At 62.4% G+C, this 18,917-nt stretch carries 19 protein-coding genes and 1 other RNA gene; 10 read left to right on the top strand and 10 right to left on the bottom strand.

Annotation, left to right across the window (positions count from 1 at the left end):
- Positions 1 to 18 precede the first annotated feature (18 nt).
- From RID42_02595 to RID42_02575, 5 genes are all read right to left on the bottom strand, one after another.
- Positions 19 to 1,134 carry a microcin C ABC transporter permease YejB gene (locus tag RID42_02595; GenBank protein ID MEQ8246547.1) on the bottom strand — a complete coding sequence of 372 codons (1,116 nt, stop codon included), beginning with the start codon at positions 1,132 to 1,134 and terminating at the stop codon, positions 19 to 21.
- A gap of 24 nt (positions 1,135 to 1,158) precedes the next feature.
- Entirely contained in the window at positions 1,159 to 3,000 is a 1,842-nt protein-coding gene (locus tag RID42_02590; protein MEQ8246546.1) for an extracellular solute-binding protein, read from the bottom strand.
- Between the two features lie 7 nt (positions 3,001 to 3,007).
- The gene (locus tag RID42_02585; protein MEQ8246545.1) at positions 3,008 to 4,846 is read right to left on the bottom strand and encodes an extracellular solute-binding protein; all 1,839 of its coding nucleotides are present in this window, start codon (positions 4,844 to 4,846) and stop codon (positions 3,008 to 3,010) included.
- A 99-nt stretch (positions 4,847 to 4,945) separates the two neighbouring features.
- Positions 4,946 to 5,719 (bottom strand): histidinol-phosphatase, encoded by a 774-nt coding sequence (gene hisN, locus RID42_02580; GenBank protein ID MEQ8246544.1) that lies wholly within the window; start codon positions 5,717 to 5,719, stop codon positions 4,946 to 4,948.
- A gap of 14 nt (positions 5,720 to 5,733) precedes the next feature.
- Complete coding sequence (locus tag RID42_02575) at positions 5,734 to 6,273, bottom strand: cytochrome c family protein (protein ID MEQ8246543.1); 540 nt, start codon at positions 6,271 to 6,273, stop codon at positions 5,734 to 5,736.
- 228 nt (positions 6,274 to 6,501) lie between these two features.
- On the opposite strand from RID42_02575, the gene RID42_02570 reads away from it, so the two are divergent.
- A complete protein-coding gene (locus tag RID42_02570; protein MEQ8246542.1) occupies positions 6,502 to 7,251 on the top strand; it encodes a 3-deoxy-manno-octulosonate cytidylyltransferase in 750 nt (249 codons plus the stop codon).
- 22 nt (positions 7,252 to 7,273) lie between these two features.
- Complete coding sequence (locus tag RID42_02565) at positions 7,274 to 8,125, top strand: prephenate dehydratase (protein ID MEQ8246541.1); 852 nt, start codon at positions 7,274 to 7,276, stop codon at positions 8,123 to 8,125.
- A gap of 1 nt (position 8,126) precedes the next feature.
- Here the strand turns inward: RID42_02565 and nudC are convergent, their stop codons facing one another.
- Complete coding sequence (nudC, locus tag RID42_02560) at positions 8,127 to 9,158, bottom strand: NAD(+) diphosphatase (GenBank protein MEQ8246540.1); 1,032 nt, start codon at positions 9,156 to 9,158, stop codon at positions 8,127 to 8,129.
- Between the two features lie 38 nt (positions 9,159 to 9,196).
- Between nudC and ffs the strand changes: the two genes are divergently transcribed.
- The 5 genes from ffs (at position 9,197) to RID42_02535 (ending at position 12,701) form a co-directional block, all read left to right on the top strand.
- An RNA gene (ffs, locus tag RID42_02555) (signal recognition particle sRNA small type) lies at positions 9,197 to 9,294 on the top strand.
- Between the two features lie 46 nt (positions 9,295 to 9,340).
- Entirely contained in the window at positions 9,341 to 11,104 is a 1,764-nt protein-coding gene (locus RID42_02550; protein MEQ8246539.1) for a DNA polymerase III subunit gamma/tau, read from the top strand.
- Complete coding sequence (locus RID42_02545) at positions 11,101 to 11,421, top strand: YbaB/EbfC family nucleoid-associated protein (protein ID MEQ8246538.1); 321 nt, start codon at positions 11,101 to 11,103, stop codon at positions 11,419 to 11,421. The genes RID42_02550 and RID42_02545 overlap by 4 nt, the downstream gene beginning before the upstream one ends.
- Before the next feature lie 12 nt (positions 11,422 to 11,433).
- Positions 11,434 to 12,036, top strand: coding sequence for a recombination mediator RecR (gene recR / locus RID42_02540; GenBank protein MEQ8246537.1), 603 nt, complete (start codon positions 11,434 to 11,436; stop codon positions 12,034 to 12,036).
- Entirely contained in the window at positions 12,033 to 12,701 is a 669-nt protein-coding gene (locus tag RID42_02535) for an ATP-binding protein (GenBank protein MEQ8246536.1), read from the top strand. Before recR ends, RID42_02535 begins: the two co-directional genes overlap by 4 nt.
- Here RID42_02535 and RID42_02530 read toward each other — a convergent pair.
- Entirely contained in the window at positions 12,698 to 13,912 is a 1,215-nt protein-coding gene (locus RID42_02530; GenBank protein MEQ8246535.1) for a DNA recombination protein RmuC, read from the bottom strand. The genes RID42_02535 and RID42_02530 overlap by 4 nt on opposite strands.
- A gap of 91 nt (positions 13,913 to 14,003) precedes the next feature.
- Between RID42_02530 and def the strand changes: the two genes are divergently transcribed.
- From def to truA, 3 genes are read left to right on the top strand one after another with little or no spacing between them, the layout of a single operon-like run.
- The gene (gene def / locus RID42_02525; GenBank protein MEQ8246534.1) at positions 14,004 to 14,522 is read left to right on the top strand and encodes a peptide deformylase; all 519 of its coding nucleotides are present in this window, start codon (positions 14,004 to 14,006) and stop codon (positions 14,520 to 14,522) included.
- Between the two features lie 9 nt (positions 14,523 to 14,531).
- Positions 14,532 to 15,443 (top strand): methionyl-tRNA formyltransferase, encoded by a 912-nt coding sequence (fmt, locus tag RID42_02520; GenBank protein MEQ8246533.1) that lies wholly within the window; start codon positions 14,532 to 14,534, stop codon positions 15,441 to 15,443.
- Positions 15,443 to 16,204 carry a tRNA pseudouridine(38-40) synthase TruA gene (truA, locus tag RID42_02515; GenBank protein MEQ8246532.1) on the top strand — a complete coding sequence of 254 codons (762 nt, stop codon included), beginning with the start codon at positions 15,443 to 15,445 and terminating at the stop codon, positions 16,202 to 16,204. The genes fmt and truA overlap by 1 nt, the downstream gene beginning before the upstream one ends.
- On the opposite strand, the gene dapE is transcribed toward truA, so the two are convergent.
- From dapE to RID42_02500, 3 genes are read right to left on the bottom strand one after another with little or no spacing between them, the layout of a single operon-like run.
- Positions 16,174 to 17,334, bottom strand: a complete 1,161-nt coding sequence (dapE, locus tag RID42_02510) for a succinyl-diaminopimelate desuccinylase (protein MEQ8246531.1) — start codon at positions 17,332 to 17,334, stop codon at positions 16,174 to 16,176. The genes truA and dapE overlap by 31 nt on opposite strands.
- Before the next feature lie 17 nt (positions 17,335 to 17,351).
- Complete coding sequence (dapD, locus tag RID42_02505) at positions 17,352 to 18,194, bottom strand: 2,3,4,5-tetrahydropyridine-2,6-dicarboxylate N-succinyltransferase (protein ID MEQ8246530.1); 843 nt, start codon at positions 18,192 to 18,194, stop codon at positions 17,352 to 17,354.
- A 53-nt stretch (positions 18,195 to 18,247) separates the two neighbouring features.
- Complete coding sequence (locus tag RID42_02500) at positions 18,248 to 18,898, bottom strand: pyrimidine 5'-nucleotidase (GenBank protein MEQ8246529.1); 651 nt, start codon at positions 18,896 to 18,898, stop codon at positions 18,248 to 18,250.
- Positions 18,899 to 18,917 lie beyond the last annotated feature (19 nt).

The raw sequence follows: 18,917 nt of genomic DNA, 5'->3' as shown, positions 1-18,917 counted from the left end.
GCGGTGGCGGTGAGCAGGTCAGACATCGCGGCGCTCGAAATCGATGCGCGGGTCGATGATCACATACATCAGGTCGCCGATCAGATTGAAGACCAGGCCGAGCAAAGTGAAGAAATAGAGGGTGCCGAACATGATCGGGTAATCGCGGTTGATGACCGCCTCGAATCCCAGCAGGCCGATGCCGTCGAGCGAGAAAATAATCTCGATCAAGAGCGCGCCCGTGAACAGGATGCCGACGAAGAGCGCGGGGAACCCGGCGATGACGATGAGCATGCCGTTGCGAAAGACGTGACCGTACAGGACCTGGCGTTCGGTCAAGCCCTTCGCGCGCGCGGTCAAAACATATTGTTGGTTGATCTGATCGAGGAAGGAGTTCTTGGTCAGCAGGGTCAGGCCGGCAAAGCCGCCGATCACGAGCGCGGTAATCGGCAGGGCGAGGTGATGGAAATAGTCGACGACCTTCCCGAAGGCCGACAACTCGGAAAAGTTTTCCGAGACGAGACCGCGGAGCGGAAACCAATCCAAATAAGTGCCGCCAGCAAACAGCACGATCAACAAGATAGCGAAGAGGAAACCGGGGATTGCCTGCCCGACGATGACCAGACTGCTGGTCCAAATATCGAACGGCGTGCCGTCGCGCACGGCCTTGCGAATGCCAAGCGGGATGGAGATCAAGTAAATCAACAACGTGGTCCACAGGCCCAGCGAGATCGACACCGGCAGCTTGTCGATCACAAGGTCGACGACGCGGCGGTCGCGGTAGAAGGATTCGCCGAAATCGAACACGACGTAATTCGCGATCATGTCGAAGAACCGGATGTGCAGAGGCTTGTCGAAACCGAACTGCTTTTCCAAGTCCGCGATGAACTGCGGGTCGAGACCCTGGGCGCCGCGGTACCGCGATTCGATGCCGGCGGTGCTGGCCGCGCCCTGTTGCGCCTGGGCCTGGGGCGCGTCGCCACCGCCTGCGCCGCTGATACGGGCGGTTGCGTCGACCGCGGTGCCGGTGACCTGGGCAATGATCTGTTCGACCGGTCCGCCCGGCGCAAACTGGACCACGGCAAAGTTGATCACCATGATTCCGAACAGCGTCGGAACGATAAATAGCAGGCGGCGGAGGATGTAGGCAGTCATCGCGGCGTCGAGTCTAGCGTAATTCTAGGGTTTGTCGCGATTGAGCCGCGCCGCTTTGGCAGGATCGATCCACCAGGTGTCGAGAAATCCGAGGCCGTAGATCGGTGCCGTGTCCGGTCGTCCGAACATGTCCCAATAGGCAATGGTGTAGGTGCTGCGAAACCATTGCGGGATGATGTACTGGTTCCAAAGAAGGACGCGGTCTAGCGCCCGTGCGGCCACGGTCAAGCTTTGGCGGTCTTGGGCGCTGGCAAGGCGTTCGACCAGGTCATCGACGACCGGATCCTTGATGCCGCCATCGTTGTTGCTGCCGGGCTGATCGGCGAAGGCCGAGTTCCAGAAACCGCGTTCGCCGACACCTGGGGTCGGCGAGACGCCAAACGCCGCCGTGGTGATGTCGAAATCGCGGTCTTGGTCGACGCGCTGGGCGTATTGGCTTGAGTCGACGATCCGAATGGACGCGTCGGCGCCGATGCGTTTCAGGTTCTGGACGATCGGTGCGAAAACCCGCTCGAACGTCGGTGAGAACGTCAGGAATTCGATCGACATCGTTTCGCCGCGTTCGTTCTTGAGCCGACCTTCTTGCACGGTCCATCCCGCGTCGGCGAACAGTTGCTGGGCCCGCCGCAGGTTCCGCCTGTTGTTGCCCGAGCCATCGGAGCGCGGTTGTTGGTAGACGGTTGTGAACACCTCCGGCGGCAGCCGGTCGCGGAACGGTTCGAGGAGAGCGAGTTCGGCGCCGGTTGGTGGCGCGGCGGCGGCCATATCGGTGTTTTGGTAGATGCTGTTGGCGCGCTCGTAGACGCTGTAGAACAGATTGGTATTGGTCCACTCGAAGTCGAAGGCGTGGTTGATAGCCTGGCGGACGCGCCGGTCTTGGAATTTCTCGCGCCGGAGATTGATCACGAAGTATTGGCGCGACGCCGGACCAAGGTTGGGTACCGCCTCCTTAATGACGCGCCCATCTCGGGTTGCGGGGAAATCGTAACCGGTCGCCCAGATTCGAGAGGTGAATTCCTCGTGGAAGTCGAACGCGCCGGATTTGAACGCTTCGTGCTGAACGTCGCGGTCGCGGTAGAACTCCAGCTGGATTTGTCCGAAGTTGTTGCGGCCGCGGTTGACCGGAAGGTCTGCGGCCCAGTAGTCGGGGACGCGTTCAAGCACGATGGAGCGGCCTGGATTGACCTCGGCAATGCGATAGGGGCCGTTCCCGAGCGGCGGATCGAAGGTGGTCTCGCCGAACGCGCGGTTTGCGAAGTCCCGTTTTGACAGGATCGGGAGTCCCGCAACGGTCGCGGGCAGGTCGCGCAGGGCAGCGGCCGCCGGATCGAAGGTATAGCGCACCGCTGCATCGCCAAGTGCCTCGACGCCGATAACGTCGCGCAACACGATGCGAAAGGCGGGAAAGGCGCCAGGATCGTTCTTCAACGCTTCGAAGGTGAAGACGATATCCTCGGCGGTGATGGCGGAGCCGTCGTGCCAACGCGCCTCGGCGCGCAACGTAAAGGTGATTGAGGTTTTGTCCTCGGCGATTTCGGCGGAATCGGCGACGAGACCGTACATCGCGTCGGGCTCGTCGCCGCTGCGCACCATCAGCGTGTCGTAGGGGAGCGACATCACCGAGCCGGCGTCGCCGCGGAAACGAATGCCTTTCAACGTAAACGGATTGACGGTGTCGAAGGTGCCTTCGCCGCCGGCGAGTCGGACAACGCCACCCTTAGGCGCATCCGGGTTGACGTAGTCGAAATGAGGAAAGCCAGCGGGGTACTTAAGGTCCCCGAACGTCGAAATGCCGTGGCGCGGTTCGGCCGTAGCTGCAGTCGAACAGACGATCGCAAAAACGGCGAGAGCGAGAATCCTCTTCATCGGGAATTCAGGGCCGCCGGCCCGCCTCCACGCGCGCCAACTTTTCGGCGTCGATCCACCAGGAGAAGATATCGACGCCAAACTTTGGGTTTGTTTCGGGCCGGCCGAACTTGTCCCAAAAGGCCAGCCGGTCGGTCGGGACGTAGTATTGCGGGATCACGTAGTGGCCCCACAGCAGGACGCGATCCAAAGCACGGGTCGCCGCGACCAAGGACGGTCGGTCGGGCGCCCCGACGATGTGGTCGATCAAGGCGTCAACCACGGGGTCTTTGATTCCGGCTAGATTTCGCCCGCCGTTGAGATCCGCCGCCGCCGATCCCCAAAAATCCCGCTGCTCATTGCCGGGCGAAAAGGATTGGCGGAAGGTCGTGACGACCATATCGAAATCGAAGGTATCCAACCGGCTTTGGTATTGCGCCGTATCCACCGTCCGAACCGTCGCCTTCACGCCCAGCTTCTCCAAGTTGCCGATGAACGGCAGGATGATTTTTTCGAGGCTCGGTTGGACCAAGAGGACTTCGAAGCGAAGCGGGGTCCCGGTTTCCCCGTGGGTCAAGGTGCCGTCCCTGACCTCCCATCCGGCGGCCTTCAGAAGGCGCGCCGCTTCGCGCAGCTCGCGGCGGGGGTTTCCGGACCCGTCAGTCTTGGGGACCGTGAAGGGTTTGGTAAAGATCTCGGGCGGGAGTTGGTCTTTGAACGGCGTCAGGTAGTCGAGCTCCGCGTCCTGCGGGAGGCCGCTCGACGCGAGCTCCATATTTTCGAAATAACTTGTCGTGCGCTGGTACTGACCGAAGAAGAGCGCTTTGTTCGACCATTCGAAATCGAACGCGAGGCCGATGGCTTGGCGCACCCGGCGATCCGCAAAGATGTCGCGGCGGGTGTTGAACACCAGCGCTTGCATACCGGGGGAGGTCGCGTCGGGAATCTCTTCCTTTTTGACCAACCCGTTTCTGAATGCAGGGAAGTCGTAGCCGGTTGCCCAATCCTTGGCGGAGAATTCGGGGAAGGTGTCGAACTCGTAGGATTTGAAGGCTTCGCGCGCCACTGTTGCGTCGCGGTAATAGTCGTAGCGGACCGCGCCGAAGTTGTAGCGCCCGACGTTCACCGGGAGCGCCGCCCCCCAATAATCTTCCACGCGTTCGTACTCGATGAAACGTCCGGGTTCGAAATTCTTGATCCGGTAGGGTCCGCTGGCGACCGGCGGTTCCAGGCTAGTCGCGGTAAAATCGACGTTCTCGTAATAGTGCTTGGGAATAATCGACAACTGCCCGACGATGTTTGGGAGTTCACGGTTGGGTGGCCCGCTGAAGGTGAACTTCACGCGAAGGTCGTCGATCTTTTCGGCGCTAGCGACATTCGCGTAGTACTGCCGGTAGAACGGATGCCCCTTCGTTGTGAGCGCCTCGAAACTGAACACCACGTCGTCGGCAGTAATCGGATTGCCGTCGTGCCACCGGGCCTCGGGTCTGAGGTTGAAGATCACCCAAGAAAAATCGTCGGGGACCTCGATGCTTTTAGCGATGAGGCCGTATTCGGCGCTGGTATCGACTTCGTCCAACGAGCCCGTCAGTAGAGTTTCGAAGATCAAGCCGATCCCGGCGGCCGACGTTCCTTTTAGGATGAAGGGGTTGAGGGTGTCGAACGTTCCAGTTGCCAATTGGCGGAACTGCCCGCCCTTCGGCGCGGCCGGATTCACATAGTCGAAATGGGCAAAATCGGGGCCGTATTTCGGGGCGCCAAACTGGACCAGCGCGTGTCGCTCCGCGGCGCTCTGGGCGTGCGCGGGGAACGCAATCGACGTTGCGACCAGGCAAAGGCAAGCAACGAAGGCTCCGCGTAGCACCATTATGTTCGTCCCTAGGTTCGTTTCGTGGCGGCTATTGTAACGAAATCCGCCCGTGCGGGCGCGCTTTGGCGGCGCGCGGCGAACAAACGGTCGTGACCGTCAGCCGTTGAGAACGGTAAGGGCCGCTGCGTGGACCCGGGCATCGCCCGCCGCGAGGACATGGCCGTCGGCGCCCGGATGCAGGGGGTTACCCTGCCAGTCGGTGATGATCCCGCCGGCCTGTTCGATGACTGGCACAAGCGTCGCGAAGTCCCAAAGTTTCAACCCCTTCTCGACCACTAGGTCGATGTGGCCGGACGCTAGCAGCGCGTAGGCGTAGCAGTCGCTGCCCCACCGGTTGCGCGCGACCGCGCGGCGCAGGGCTTCGAAGCGTGGCTCGTGCACAAACATCGACGGGTCGGTCGCATCGAGTAGGGCAGCGTCAAGGCTCGGGCAGGGCCGGGTGTGGGCCGGCTGGCCGTTGAGCGTCGTGCCATGGCCGGCGGCACCGATCCAGCGTTCGCCCGATATGGGCTGGTCGATCAGTCCCAGGAGCGGTTGGCCTTGGTGCCAAAGCGCGATCAGTGTGCCGAATATCGGCTTGCCCGAGATAAACGATCCGGTGCCGTCGATCGGGTCGAGAATCCACTGGTATTCAGCGTCGTCGCGCTCGCGCCCGAATTCCTCGCCGAGGATGCCGTGGTCCGGGTAGGTCGCGCGAATAAGCGCACGCATGGCCGTTTCGGCGTCGCGGTCGGCAATCGTGACCGGGGATTCGTCGGTTTTCGAGACGATCTCGAAGGGCTGGCGAAAATATTGACGAATGACCGTGCCTGACGCCGCTGCCAGTGTTTCGGCAAAGGCGAGGAACTCTCTGGGGCAGCGGTCCGCCACCCTGCGTGCCGGGGTCAGTCGGTCGGGAGCGGGAGCGGCGAGTCGCTCTGCTGACGCATGTACAGCAAGAGTGCCGCGCGTTCTTCCGCGCGTTTCAGCCCGGCGTAGCTCATCTTGGTGCCTGGGAGGGCGGTGCGGGGCGAGGCGAGGAACGCGTCGAGGGTGGCGAAGGACCACTGGCCGCCTTTTTCCTGCATTGCGCTGGAATAGGCGAAATCCTTGCCAGCCGGTGCGGCGCCCAGGACGTTGTAGAGGTTCGGGCCGACTTTGTTGGCGCCGTCCTTCTCGAAGGTGTGGCACGAGCCGCATTTCTTGGAGACCCGTTCGCCGGTTTCGACGTTTGCCGCGGCAAGCAGCACCGGAAGGGGCGGGGTCTCTTCGGCGACCTCGGCCGGCCCGCCATGGCTGTCCTCGGCGACGGTGATCTCGCCGTAGACCTGGCCTTCAAGCTCATGGGGGTGCATCAAGGTGTCGCTGATCATGGAGACGACAAAAACGACCAAGATCGTCGCGAGGATGGCGCCGGCATACTTGTTCAACTCAAACGAATTCATCGACCACTTCCTTGCAGCTTGCAGATCGACTATTCCCGAGATCGACCTGTGGCGCAACGCCTAGAAGGGCGCATGAATAACCCAATTTTTGGCCGCCTGCCAGCGTTTCTCGGGCGAATTAGCGAATGATTTTGGCCGCTTTAGCCCCTACGATCCATCGTTCTTGGCGTCCGCGGCATTATGTCACGACCGAATCGGGACCCGGCACCGGAGGCAAAGACAGAAATAATGATCTCTAAGCGTTCAATCGACCGTCCGATCGTCGTGATTCCGGCGCGCATGGCATCAACCCGTCTGCCGGGCAAGCCGCTGGCCGATATTGGCGGTGTTCCCATGATCGTCCATGTATGGCGCCGCGCTTGCGAAGCAGATATCGGGGCGGTGGTTGTCGCGTGTGCCGAACAGGAAATCGCCGATGCCGTTACCGGCGCAGGGGGGCGCGCCGTCCTGACCCGCCCCGATCATCCGTCCGGATCGGACCGGGTCTGCGAGGCCTTGGACAAGATTGGGGCAGCGTCGGAGCTGGTCGTTAACCTGCAGGGCGATCTGCCGACGATCGACCCCGGCGACATCCGCAAATTGGCAGCGACACTAGAATCGGCCCCGCCGAGTGCCGATATCGCGACCTTGGTGACGGAAATCCGGTGCGATGACGAAGCCAACGACCCCAATGTGGCCAAGGCGGTCGTCGCTTTTCCACCTGGCACCGATATCGCGCGCGCTCTCTATTTTTCACGCCTGCCGGTGCCCGCAGGCGATGCGGCGCGCTATCACCACATCGGCATCTACGCGTACCGTCGCAAGTCCTTGGAGCGGTTTGTCGCCCTGCCGCCAAGTGCATTGGAAAAGAGCGAGCGTTTGGAGCAACTCCGGGCGCTCGAAGCGGGGATGACGATCCTCGCGCGCCGCGTTGACAGCGTTCCGCTTGGTGTCGATACTCCGGCACAACTCGCCGAGGCGAGGCGAATTTTGTGTTGAAAATCAATTAAATAGAGACATTGTGGTAGCGTCCAGCGACACCTTGATCGCGTTCCAGGGATACCCCGGGGCCTATTCGCATCTTGCCTGCCGGGAGGCTTTTCCCGACCTCGAGGCGCTGCCCTGCGAATCCTTCGAAGACGCCTTCGATGCGGTCAAGACCGGCCGGGCGCACCTTGCCATGATCCCGATCGAGAATTCGGTCGCCGGCCGGGTGGCCGACATTCATACCCTGATGCCGGACTCCGGGCTGTTTATCGTCGGCGAGCATTTCCAGCGCGTGAATCACTGCCTGTTGGGCGTGAAGGGCGCGACGGTTGCCGACCTCCGCGTCGTCCATAGCCATATCCAGGCGCTGAGCCAGTGCCGCAACCTCATCCGCGACCTCCGGCTCGCGGCCGAGATCGAGGCCGATACGGCGGGCTCGGCCAAGGATATCGCCGCCGCGGGCGATAAGTCCCAGGCAGCGATCGCCTCGGATCTTGCCGGCGAGATTTACGGACTGGATATCATCCGCCGCGACATCGAAGACGCCGACCACAACACGACCCGTTTTGTGGTGTTGTCGCGCACGGCGAAACGTCCGGCCCTCGGCAGCGGACCTGCGATGACGTCGTTCGTTTTTCAGGTGCGCAATGTGCCCTCGGCGCTCTACAAGGCGATGGGCGGCTTCGCCACCAACGGCGTCAACATGACCAAGCTGGAGAGCTATCAGGTCGGCGGCAGCTTCAATGCAACGCAGTTCTACGCCGATGTCGAAGGACATGCCGAGGACAAGAACGTCAGCCTCGCCCTGGAGGAACTGCACTTCTTTACGTCGAAGCTGAAGATTCTGGGCGTTTACCCCGCCCACCCGTTCCGCGGTCGCGGCTAGCCTAGGTCGCGCTGGGATACACCCAGGAGCGCATCAATTGGTGCGCGATCGCCATGGGGGCGGGAACCAGCAACTCGGGTTGATCGGCGCTGGGCGTCGCGTTCTGTTGCGCGAATGGATCGAAGGCCTTGGCGGTGACGTGATCGATGGCGCGGCGGACCGTATCGCGGTCGACCCAGCGGGCGTCTTCAAGTTCCAATTTGTCGACGACAATCTCGTCGCCCAGGGCTTCGCCGAAACAACCGATCATGAGAGACGAGGGGTAAGGCCAGGGCTGCGAGGAATGGTAGCGCACTTCGCCGACCACGATCCCGGATTCCTCCTGAACCTCCCGGCGGACCGCTTCTTCGATAGACTCGCCCGGTTCCATGAAACCGGCCAAGGTCGAGTAGAAGCCGGTCGGAAACCATTTCTGGCGGCCTACGAGGCAGTAATCGCCGCGCTGGATCAGCATGATCACCACGGGATCGGTTCGGGGGAAGTGTTGGGCGCCGCAGGCCGTGTTCGAACAGCGCCGCACGTAGCCGGCGTCCCGCATTTGGGTTGCCGACCCGCAGACCGCGCAAAACCCATGGCGTTGATGCCAATCGACCAGCGATCGCGCCTGGGCCAGTAGCGCCGCATCGCTGCGCGTGACGGTCGGCGCGACCGATCGGACCTCTTGAAATTCGACACCGTCGAACGCCGGTGCGGGGCCGATATCTGCATCGAGCGCGAAATAGGGCGTCCCGGTCCCGTCAACCCCGAGAAGGATCGGGTTGGCGTCGACGAGGTGGCCGTTGGCCTGGGCAGGGGAGAGCCAAAATAGATGCGGAGCCGGTTCGACGGCCACCGGCACTTTGAGCTGCCAGATGGGCAAGAAGCGTGCGGTCGGCGCCTGAATCTGGGTCGCCAACCAATCCGGATTGCGCCGCATATTCCCCGCGCGGTCCAGTTGACTGCCGGAAAAGACGTTACCTTCGAAGGTGTCGAGCGCTTGCATGATGTCGTCCAACAGTTGCACCCCGATGCTGGATGCGCAAGCGAGGGTCACCTTGGGTTCTGGCGATTCAATGGGATATAGTCCCGGCGGGAGGTTGGCGGCGGACGGTCGCGCCCGCCAATCCGGTCAGGTCCGGAAGGAAGCAGCCGTAACGGGATGCAGCCGGGTCGCCTAACCAACCTCCCACCTTCGTCGCGCGCCGGGGCGAACGGTCAATCACAGCCAAAAGGCCTATGTCGCCACCAGAGCAAGACCCGTCCTACAAGGTATTGGCACGAAAATACCGTCCCACGACCTTTACCGACATGTTTGTCGGGCAAAGCGCGATGGTACGGACCCTCGCGAACGCCTTCCAGACGGGGCGGATCGCCCAGGCATTTGTCCTCACCGGGGTTCGCGGTATCGGCAAGACGACGACGGCGCGCATTATCGCCCGGGCGTTGAATTGCGTCGGACCCGACGGTCAGGCCGGGCCCACGATCGACCCGTGCGGGGTCTGCGAACACTGCAAGGCGATTGGCGAGGACCGGCATGTCGATGTGATCGAGATCGACGCGGCAAGCCATACCGGTGTCGATAATATCCGCGAGATTATCGACAACGTACGCTACCTGCCGGCGTCCGCGCGCTACAAGATCTACATCATCGACGAAGTTCACATGTTGTCGAAGCCTGCCTTCAACGCGTTGCTCAAAACGCTCGAAGAGCCGCCGCCCCATGTGAAGTTCATCTTCGCGACGACGGAGATTCGCAAGGTCCCGGTCACCGTGCTGTCGCGCTGCCAACGGTTCGATCTCCGGCGGCTGGATTCGGAAGTCCTCATCGAACATCTCGGCGGTATCGCCAAGCAAGAAGGCGTTGCGACGGAGATCGGCGCCCTCGCCATGATTGCCCGCGCCGCGGAGGGTTCGGTGCGCGACGCCCTGTCGCTCCTGGATCAGGCATTCGCCTTTTGCGATGGGACGGTCACCGAAGAGGCCGTGCAAAGCATGCTCGGCCTTGCCGACCGGGCGCGGTTGATCGATCTGTTCGAACAGACGATGGGCGGCAAGATGGCCGAGGCGCTGGGCACCGCGCGGCAACTATATGAGCTGGGTACCGACCCGGTCATCGTGATTCAGGATCTGCTTGAGTTCGTTCACTGGCTCACGCGACTGAAAGTGACGCGGGCGGCGGCGGAGGACTTGGCTGCGACCGAAGTCGAGCGCGTGCGCGGCCAAGAGATGGCCGAAAAACTGACGATGGGGGAATTGACTCGCACCTGGCAACTCCTTCTCAAGGGACTTCAGGAAGTGCAAGGGGCGCCGGCGCCCTATGCCGCGTGCGAGATGGTCTTGGTCCGCATCGGCTATGCCGCCGCATTACCGCCACCGGCGGATCTGGTGCGAACCCTTGAAGATGGAGGGCGGACGCAACCCGGCGGCGAACCGCAAAAGAGTGCGCCGTCGCCACGACCCAGCGACAAAGGCGGCGCTTCGGCGACCGCGTCGACCGCAAGTCCAGCGAGCGCCGTCGCCCGCGCCGCGCCGAAGGCCGCCGTTCAGCCCAACGCCGCCGTCGCGCTGTCGCGTTTTCAGGATGTCGTCGACCTTGCCGAAGCCCAGACCGAATACATCCTCCGCAGCCACTTGGTCACCAACGTCCATTTCGTGCGCATGGAACCCGGTCGAATCGATCTGCGCTTGACCGACCGGGCGCCGCCCAAGCTGCCACAGCAACTGAGCCGCCTGCTGAGCAACGCCACCGGCGACACGTGGTTGGTATCGCCGTCCAACGAAGTTGGCGAGCCGACGCTGCAAGAGCAACAGGAAACCCAGGCGGCGCAACGCCGCGGCGAAGCGGAGCGACATCCCCTGGTGCGCGCGGCACTGGAACACTTCCCCGGCGCTGAAATACGCGAAGTACGCGATTTGGTACAGCCAATTGCCGGTCAGGCGGACGAAACCGCCGGCGACACGCTCGACGAAGACGACATAGCGACGGAGCACGACAGTTGAAAAATCTTGCGCAAATGATGAAGCAAGCCCAGCAGATGCAAACCAAGATGGCGGAGATGCAAGAGCAGCTCGCCGCCGTCGAGATCAAGGGGTCGTCGGGCGCCGGGCTCGTTGAAGTGACCCTCAACGGCAAAGGCGACGTTCGGGCAGTGCGGATCGACCCCTCGCTGATGTCTGGCGATGTGGAGATCGTCGAAGACCTGATCATGGCGGCGCATAACGATGCGAAATCCAAAGTTGAGCAGCACACGTCCGAGGAAATGAAAAAGCTGACCGGCGGCTTGGAGTTGCCGCCGGGAATGAAACTGCCGTTCTGACCGGGCGAACGCGTGCACGGCGCAGAAATCGAGCGGTTGGGCCAACTGCTGGCAAAGCTTCCCGGTCTTGGGCCGCGCTCCGCCAAGCGCGCGGTTCTGCAACTCCTGAAGAAAAAAGAAACCCTGCTCCGACCGCTCGCCGACGCGATGCTGAAAGCGGCGGAGAACGTCCATGAGTGCCCGGTCTGCGGCAATCTCGATACGGCTCAGCCGTGCCATTTCTGCACCGATCCCAAGCGCGACGAGTCGATGATCTGCGTCGTCGAAGACGTCGCCGATTTATGGGCCTTGGAACGCGTGATCGACTATCGCGGCCGGTTCCACGTCCTGGGTGGCGTCCTCTCCGCACTTGACGGCGTGGGTCCCGAGGATCTGCGGATCAGCGGCCTGATAAGCCGGGCTAAAGCCGAAGCCGTGCGCGAGGTCGTACTCGCCACCAGCGCGACGGTCGATGGCCAAACGACGGCTCACTATGTCGTCGATCGCCTCGCGGGCTGCGACGTCACCGTGACGCGGCTGGCGCACGGGCTGCCGGTTGGGGGCGAGCTCGATTACCTTGACGAAGGGACTCTGAATACCGCGTTGAAGGCGCGCCGCCCGGTCGGCCTGCCATGAAAGAGCGGATTTGGCTCAGTTGGAGCAGCGGCAAGGATAGCGCCTGGGCGCTGCATACGCTTAGGTCCGATCCCAGCTATGAGGTCGTTGGTCTTTTGACAACGGTGACCGAACCCTACGACCGGGTCTCGATGCACGGTGTGCGGCGCCAAATTCTCAACGCGCAGGCCGCCGCTGCCGGTCTTCCGCTGGTGGAGGTTCCTATCCCCGCACCCTGTCCCAACGAGGTCTACGAGCAACGGATGACCGCCGCACTGGATGCCGCGCGAGAGCAGGGAATCGAGACCTTTGCCTTTGGCGATCTGTTTCTTGAAGACATTCGCGCCTATCGCGAGTCGCGGCTGGCGACGGTGGGGGCAAGCGCGATCTTTCCCCTTTGGTTAAAGCCGACCGACGCCTTGGCCCAGCACATGGTGTCGGGCGGGCTGCGGGCCGTGATCGTATGCGTCGATCCCCGTCAACTCGATGGATCGTTTTGCGGCAGGCTGTTCGACCAGAGTTTGCTTCGCGACCTGCCGCCCGGAGTCGATCCGTGCGGTGAAAACGGCGAATTCCATACGCTGGTTTTCGGCGGACCGATGTTCGACCGCGACCTCGACGTTGCGATCGGCGAAACCATCGAGCGAGACGGTTTTGTCTTTACCGACGTCGTCCTGGAAGGTTAGTCGGGCGGCCGCAGGTTCCCGGTAATTTGCTTGCTGCTCCGATCACTCCGGTCGGCACTGCGCCCGGCGCCGGATGGGGCGAAGGGTAATTCGCTCGATTCCTCTGTATCCGCCGCACCGCCGTCTTCGAGTTGCAGTTCGCCGATGCGTTCGCCCCGACGCAGAACCTTGTCCGTGGAAATCCGGATCTTGCGGACGTCGTCGACGGTTTGACCGAAGTGGCGTTCGAGCGATGCGACACGGTCGTCTAGCCGAGAGGCATCTTGGAGGAGGAGTCCAACCTGGGCTTGGATGACGTCGGCCTGCTCGCGCATTTGAACGTCCTTGAGTACGGCGCGCACCGTATTGAGAAGGGCCCACATCGTCGTTGGCGACACGATCCAGACCCGCAACCGGTAGGACTCGTCGACGACGTCGGCTAACGAGCCGTGGATTTCCGCGTAAACCGCTTCGGATGGGATGAACATGATCGCGGACTCGGCGGTCTCGCCGGCGACGATGTAACGCCCGGCGATGTCGCGGAGGTGTTTTTGCATGTCGGCTTTGAACTTGCGGGTGGCTACCAAGCGCTCGGGGTCGGTCTGCGCTTGACGCAATGCTTGAAAGCTCTCTAGCGGAAATTTTGCATCGACCGCAATCGGACCGGGTGGATTGGGTAACCGAATCAAACAATCCGGGCGCATCCCGTTACCAAGGGTCTTTTGTAGATCGTAGGCCGAGGGCGGCAGAATATTGCGCACGATGTCGTTGAGCTGGACCTCGCCAAAGGCGCCGCGGGCCTGCTTGTTTGCCAACAGATCTTGAAGGTTCACGACTTGGCCGGAGAGCTCGGTGATGTTGCGCTGGGCCTCGTCGATCTTGTCGAGGTGTTTACGGAGTTCGCCGAGACTTTCTGCGGTCCTGAGCGACGTCGACTCGAGCGATTGCCGCATCTGGCCGGAAACTGCGTCCAGACGCTCGTTCAGCGTGCCGGTGAGGGCGGCCTGCAAGGTTGCCGTGGTCGTCGCCATCGCCTTGATCTGACCGAGTACTTCGGATTGGGCCTGGGTCAACCCGGATGTCGAAACGCCGAGTTCGGCAAGCTTGCGTTCCGTCGCCAGGGTTCGCGCCCGGGTTCTAGCCAGAAAAACGACGATCGCCAGGGCGACGAGACCAGCGCCGACGAGAACCGGAAGCCAGGGCGATGTCTGGATAATTTCTAGGAACGACATGCGCCGAAGATAGCATCAAAATTCCGCACCGCAGCAGGCAACCTTGACCGTCTGGCGGCTGGCGCATACGTAGGGGCGCTGGAGACAAGAAATGGCAATTCTTCCGATCGTTACCGCTCCCGACCCGCGCTTGCGTGAGGTCTCGCAACCCGTCGAAGTCGTCGATGACGACGTGCGCAGGTTGATGGACGATATGCTGGATACGATGTATGCCGCGCCGGGTGTCGGCTTGTCGGCGATCCAAGTGGGCGTCGCGCGCCGGATTGTCGTCATCGACGTTGCCAAGGACCCCGAGCCGCCGACACCGCTCCGAATGGTCAACCCGGAGATCGTCCAGCGCGGCGATGTCGTTGGCCCCCACGAAGAGGGCTGTCTGTCGTTTCCCGATCAGTACGAGGAAGTGGAGCGGCCCTCGGCGGTTCAGGTCAGGTATCTCGACGAGAACAACGAAATACGCCTCGTCAAAGCAACGGGGTTGCTGGCAATCGCCTTGCAGCACGAAATCGATCACTTGGACGGCGTCTTGCTGGTCGACCACGTCTCGACGATCAAGCGGAATATGATCATGCGCCGTATGAAGAAGATGCGCCGCCTCCAGGCCGCCGAATAGGGGCCTCGTTTGCGCGTCGTCTTCATGGGCACGCCCGACTTTGCGGTTCCGGTCCTGGAGACCTTACTTGCCGAGCACGAGGTCGTTTGCGTCTATTCGCAGCCGCCGCGACCCTCCGGTCGCGGGCATAAGGTAACGAAATCGCCGGTTCACCGACTTGCCGAGGGACGCGGGATCGACGTACGAACGCCGCGCAATCTCAAAGCCGCAGCGGATCAGGCGCAATTGCGCGATCTCGATGCAGATATTGCCGTGGTCGCGGCCTATGGCTTGATTCTGCCCGTGCCGATCCTCGAAGCGCCCAGACTGGGATGTGTGAACGTTCACGCGTCGCTGCTCCCGCGTTGGCGCGGCGCGGCGCCGATCCAACGGGCGATCCTGGCGGGCGATACCCAGTCGGGGGTCTGTCTGATGAAGATGGACGAGGGCTTGGATACCGGGGCCGTCTATGTCTGCCGCAGTACGCCGATCGACGATGGAACGTCGGCCGGCGAGCTCCACGACCGTTTGGCGCAACTCGGCAGCGACCTGATCCGGCGCCACCTGCCGGAGATCGCGCGGGGCGAGTTGAAGGCGGAGCCCCAGCCGGTGGACGGCATTACCTATGCCGCGAAAATTGAACGCAATGAAACCAAGGTCGTTTGGCACAACCGGGCGGCCGAGGTTGTGCGCCAGATCAACGCCTTTTCGCCCAGTCCCGGTGCGTGGACCCTGCTTGATGGCGATCGGGTAAAGATATTGGCGGGCGAAGCAACGGAGGGGCGTGGCGAGCCCGGACGGACAATCGCCGGCGACTTGACCGTTGCCTGTGGCGAGGCCGCTGTGCGGATCGAACGGCTTCAATTGGCGGGGCGGCACGCCCTCGATGCCTCGGACTTTTTGATCGGCCGACCGGTCCCGACGGGTACGTTGTTTACCTGATGCCGCGGTACAAACTGACCGTCGAATACGACGGCGGCCCGTTTGTCGGCTGGCAACGGCAGAAGAACGGCGACTCAGTGCAAGCCGCGCTGGAACGGGCGGTATTGGCGCTGTCGGGCGAAACCGTCACGGTATTCGGCGCCGGGCGGACCGATGCTGGGGTCCATGCGACCGGCCAGGTCGCGCATTTCGATACGATCAAGAGTTATCGGTGCGACACCGTTCGCGACGCGCTCAATCAACATTTGCGGCCCCTTCCGGTTGCAGTGGTCGATGCGGCGGAAGTCGACGAGGCCTTCAACGCCCGGTTCATGGCGATCGAGCGGGTCTACGAATACATCATTCTGGCCCGCCGACCGCCGCCGTCGCTCGAACTCGGCCGCGTGTGGCATGTGCCGTCAGTCCTTGACGAGGCCGCGATGCACCGCGCCGGGCAACACCTCGTCGGCAGCCATGATTTCACCTCTTTCCGCGCGGCCGATTGCCAAGCGAAATCGCCGCGCAAAACCTTGGACGAACTGACTGTCGAGCGTCGGGGCGAGCGCATTTTCGTTACCGCACGGGCGCGGTCGTTTCTGCGCAGTCAGGTGCGCGCGATGGTCGGGTCAATCAAACTTGTGGGCGAAGGCCATTGGGCCGTCGACGATATTGCGGTGGCGCGCGATCGCCGCGATCGCTCCGCCGCTGGTCCCACCGCGCCGCCGGACGGTCTTTATCTACGAGCGGTCCGTTATCCGGGCGAAGAACCTTTCGAAAAGTAGCGTCCGATGACGTCCTCGTAGATGTCGCTCAGGGCTTCGATATCGGCAACGGCGACGTTCTCGTCGATCTTGTGCATCGTGCTGCCGATCAGGCCGAATTCGGCGACGGGCGCATAATCCTTGATGAATCGCGCATCCGACGTGCCGCCCGTGGTCGAGAGTTCGGGTTCGACCCCGAGGCGCGCTTTGATCGAGCTCGCGATCATGTCGCTCAGCGGCCCCGGCGGTGTAAGGAAAGCTTCGCCGGTCACGTGCACGTTCATTTCATAGGCGCCGCCAACAGCGTCGATCTTTGCCGTCATCCATTGTTGCAGGGATTGCGCTGTGTGGAGATCGTTGAACCGGATATTGAACCGCGCCCGCGCTTCGCTCGGGATGACGTTGGTGGCTGGGTTGCCGACGTCGATCGTTGTGACCTCGATATTGGACGGCTGAAAGTGGTCGGTTCCGCTATCCAATGGTTCTGCGATCAGCGCCGCGAGCATCTTGACGATCCGTCCCACGGGGTTGTCTGCAAGGTGCGGGTAGGCCACATGCCCTTGGGTGCCGCGAACGGTCAATTCGGCGGTGAGAGAGCCGCGGCGACCGATCTTGATCATCTCGCCCAGCCGGTCGGGGTTCGTCGGTTCGCCGACAATGCAGGCGTCGATCGTTTCGCCGTTCGCCGCCATCCATTCGAGAACCTTTTTTGTGCCGTTGATCGCCGGCCCCTCTTCGTCGCCGGTGATCAGTAAGCTGATCGAGCCGTCGGGCGCGCCATGTTTATCGAGGTGCCGTGCGCATGCCGCGACGAAGGCGGCGATCGCGCTTTTCATGTCGGAGGCACCGCGTCCGTACAAACGGCCCTTGTCGATCGTGGCGTCGAACGGGCCGGCGGTCCATGCCGCACCGTCGCCGACCGGCACGACGTCGGTGTGCCCGGCGAAGCACAGGTTCGGTTGGGCCGTTCCGCGGCGCGCATAGAGGTTCTGCACCTCGTCGCTGTCGCCCTCGCGGAAGGCCATGCGATGGCACACGAAACCGATCGTCTCGAGTTGCGTTTGCAGAACGTCCAAGGTGCCGCCGTCAGCCGGCGTTACGCTGTTGCAGCGGATCATCGCTTGCGCGAGGTGCACCGGATCGAGGGCCATCGCAAAAGCCGCCGCGTCTAATCCCGAAGGAGTTCGTTGACGGAGGTCTTGGCGCGGGTCTGCTCGTCCACTCGCTTGACGATGACAGCGCAGTAGAGCGACGGCGACGGGCTGCCGTTATCGAGCGGTTTTCCCGGAAGGCTGCCGGGAACGACCACCGAGTAGGCAGGAACCCGCCCGCGCAAGACCTCGCCTGTGGCCCGGTCGACGATTTTCGTACTGGCGCCGATATAGACGCCCATGGAGAGAACCGCGCCCTCTTCGACCACGACGCCCTCGGCGACTTCGGACCGCGCACCGATAAAGCAGTTGTCTTCGATGATCACCGGGTTGGCCTGCAACGGTTCGAGAACGCCGCCGATTCCGGCGCCCCCGGAAATATGGCAGTTCTTTCCGATTTGGGCGCAGCTTCCCACTGTCGCCCAAGTGTCGACCATCGTCCCGTCATCGACATAGGCCCCGAGGTTGACGAAAGACGGCATCAGGACGACACCCTTGCCGATATAGGCGGACCGGCGCACGACGCAGTTCGGGACAGCCCGAAATCCCGCCGCGGCGAACCGTTGACCGTCCCAACCGTCGAACTTCGAGGCAACCTTGTCGAACCACACCCCGCCGCGACCGGGTCCGCCCGGAATCGGCGCCATGTCGTTCAGTCGAAAAGACAGGAGGACGGCCTTCTTGAGCCATTGATTGACGCGCCACGTCCCGTTGTCTTTCTCGGCAACCCGCATCGCGCCGCGATCGAGGTCGTCCAAGGCGCTGTCGACGGCGTCGCGAACGGCGCCCTTTGTGGTTGGCCCGATACCGTCGCGCGCTTCCCACGCATCGTTGATCGTCTGTTCGAGTGACTGGCTCATGGCTGCGTCCTATTTTCTATGGCGCCGCGAAAATAACCGTGTGGCAACGCGAGTCAACTTGGGCGTGTCCCATACGCCGCGAGCCAGCCGGGCAAGTCGGAAACGATATGGTCGACCGAGTTGCTCTTTTCCGGAACGCCTTCGGAGACAAGAACCGTCGTCATTCCCATCTTCTTTGCCGGAACGAGGTTGCGCTCGATGTCTTCGACAAATGCGGTCGCCCTTGCCGCTAGGCCGAGATCGTGGACGATTTTGTCGTAGGGCGCAGGATTGGGCTTTGGGACATAGTCCGCACGGGCGATATCGAAGATATCGTCGAAGGCACCCGTGATCCCAAGTCGATCCGTGACCTGAACCGCGTGGTCGCGCGATCCATTGGTGAAGATATAGAGGCGGCCGGGGAGTCCCGCCAAAGCTTGGCCCAACCGAGGGTCGGGCTGAATCGCGTCATAGTTCACGTCGTGCACGAAGGACAGGAAGTGGTCCGGTTCGATGGCCTTCTCCGCCATCAGCCCCGCCAAGGTGGAGCCGAAACGGTCCCGGTAGGACCGTTGGGCCGCGGCCGCGTCCACGGGGGAGAGGCCGCAGTGGGTGACCATGTAGGTCCCGATCCGCGCGCGGACTTCGTCAAATAGACCGCATTTAGCTGAATAAAGTGTGTTGTCGAGGTCGAATAACCACGTGTCGACGGTCTGATGTTTCATTTGTGCAACTGCTGAGAAC

It is taken from the genome of Alphaproteobacteria bacterium, from assembly GCA_040216735.1.
GTDB lineage: Bacteria > Pseudomonadota > Alphaproteobacteria > SHVP01 > SHVP01 > CALJDF01.
Note: the sequence above shows the minus strand (reverse complement) of the source record. Positions and strands in the feature narration are given on the sequence as shown.

Bases quoted from the DNA above. Each gene is read 5' to 3' on its own strand.
- RID42_02575 (MEQ8246543.1), bottom strand. From the start codon at position 6,273: ATGAATTCGTTTGAGTTGAACAAGTATGCCGGCGCCATCCTCGCGACG.
- RID42_02570 (MEQ8246542.1), top strand. From the start codon at position 6,502: ATGATCTCTAAGCGTTCAATCGACCGTCCGATCGTCGTGATTCCGGCG.
- dapE (MEQ8246531.1), bottom strand. From the start codon at position 17,334: ATGGCCCTCGATCCGGTGCACCTCGCGCAAGCGATGATCCGCTGCAAC.
- RID42_02595 (MEQ8246547.1), bottom strand. From the start codon at position 1,134: ATGACTGCCTACATCCTCCGCCGCCTGCTATTTATCGTTCCGACGCTG.
- truA (MEQ8246532.1), top strand. From the start codon at position 15,443: ATGCCGCGGTACAAACTGACCGTCGAATACGACGGCGGCCCGTTTGTC.
- def (MEQ8246534.1), top strand. From the start codon at position 14,004: ATGGCAATTCTTCCGATCGTTACCGCTCCCGACCCGCGCTTGCGTGAG.
- RID42_02550 (MEQ8246539.1), top strand. From the start codon at position 9,341: ATGTCGCCACCAGAGCAAGACCCGTCCTACAAGGTATTGGCACGAAAA.
- RID42_02590 (MEQ8246546.1), bottom strand. From the start codon at position 3,000: ATGAAGAGGATTCTCGCTCTCGCCGTTTTTGCGATCGTCTGTTCGACT.
- RID42_02530 (MEQ8246535.1), bottom strand. From the start codon at position 13,912: ATGTCGTTCCTAGAAATTATCCAGACATCGCCCTGGCTTCCGGTTCTC.
- RID42_02535 (MEQ8246536.1), top strand. From the start codon at position 12,033: ATGAAAGAGCGGATTTGGCTCAGTTGGAGCAGCGGCAAGGATAGCGCC.
- RID42_02500 (MEQ8246529.1), bottom strand. From the start codon at position 18,898: ATGAAACATCAGACCGTCGACACGTGGTTATTCGACCTCGACAACACA.
- dapD (MEQ8246530.1), bottom strand. From the start codon at position 18,194: ATGAGCCAGTCACTCGAACAGACGATCAACGATGCGTGGGAAGCGCGC.
- RID42_02585 (MEQ8246545.1), bottom strand. From the start codon at position 4,846: ATGGTGCTACGCGGAGCCTTCGTTGCTTGCCTTTGCCTGGTCGCAACG.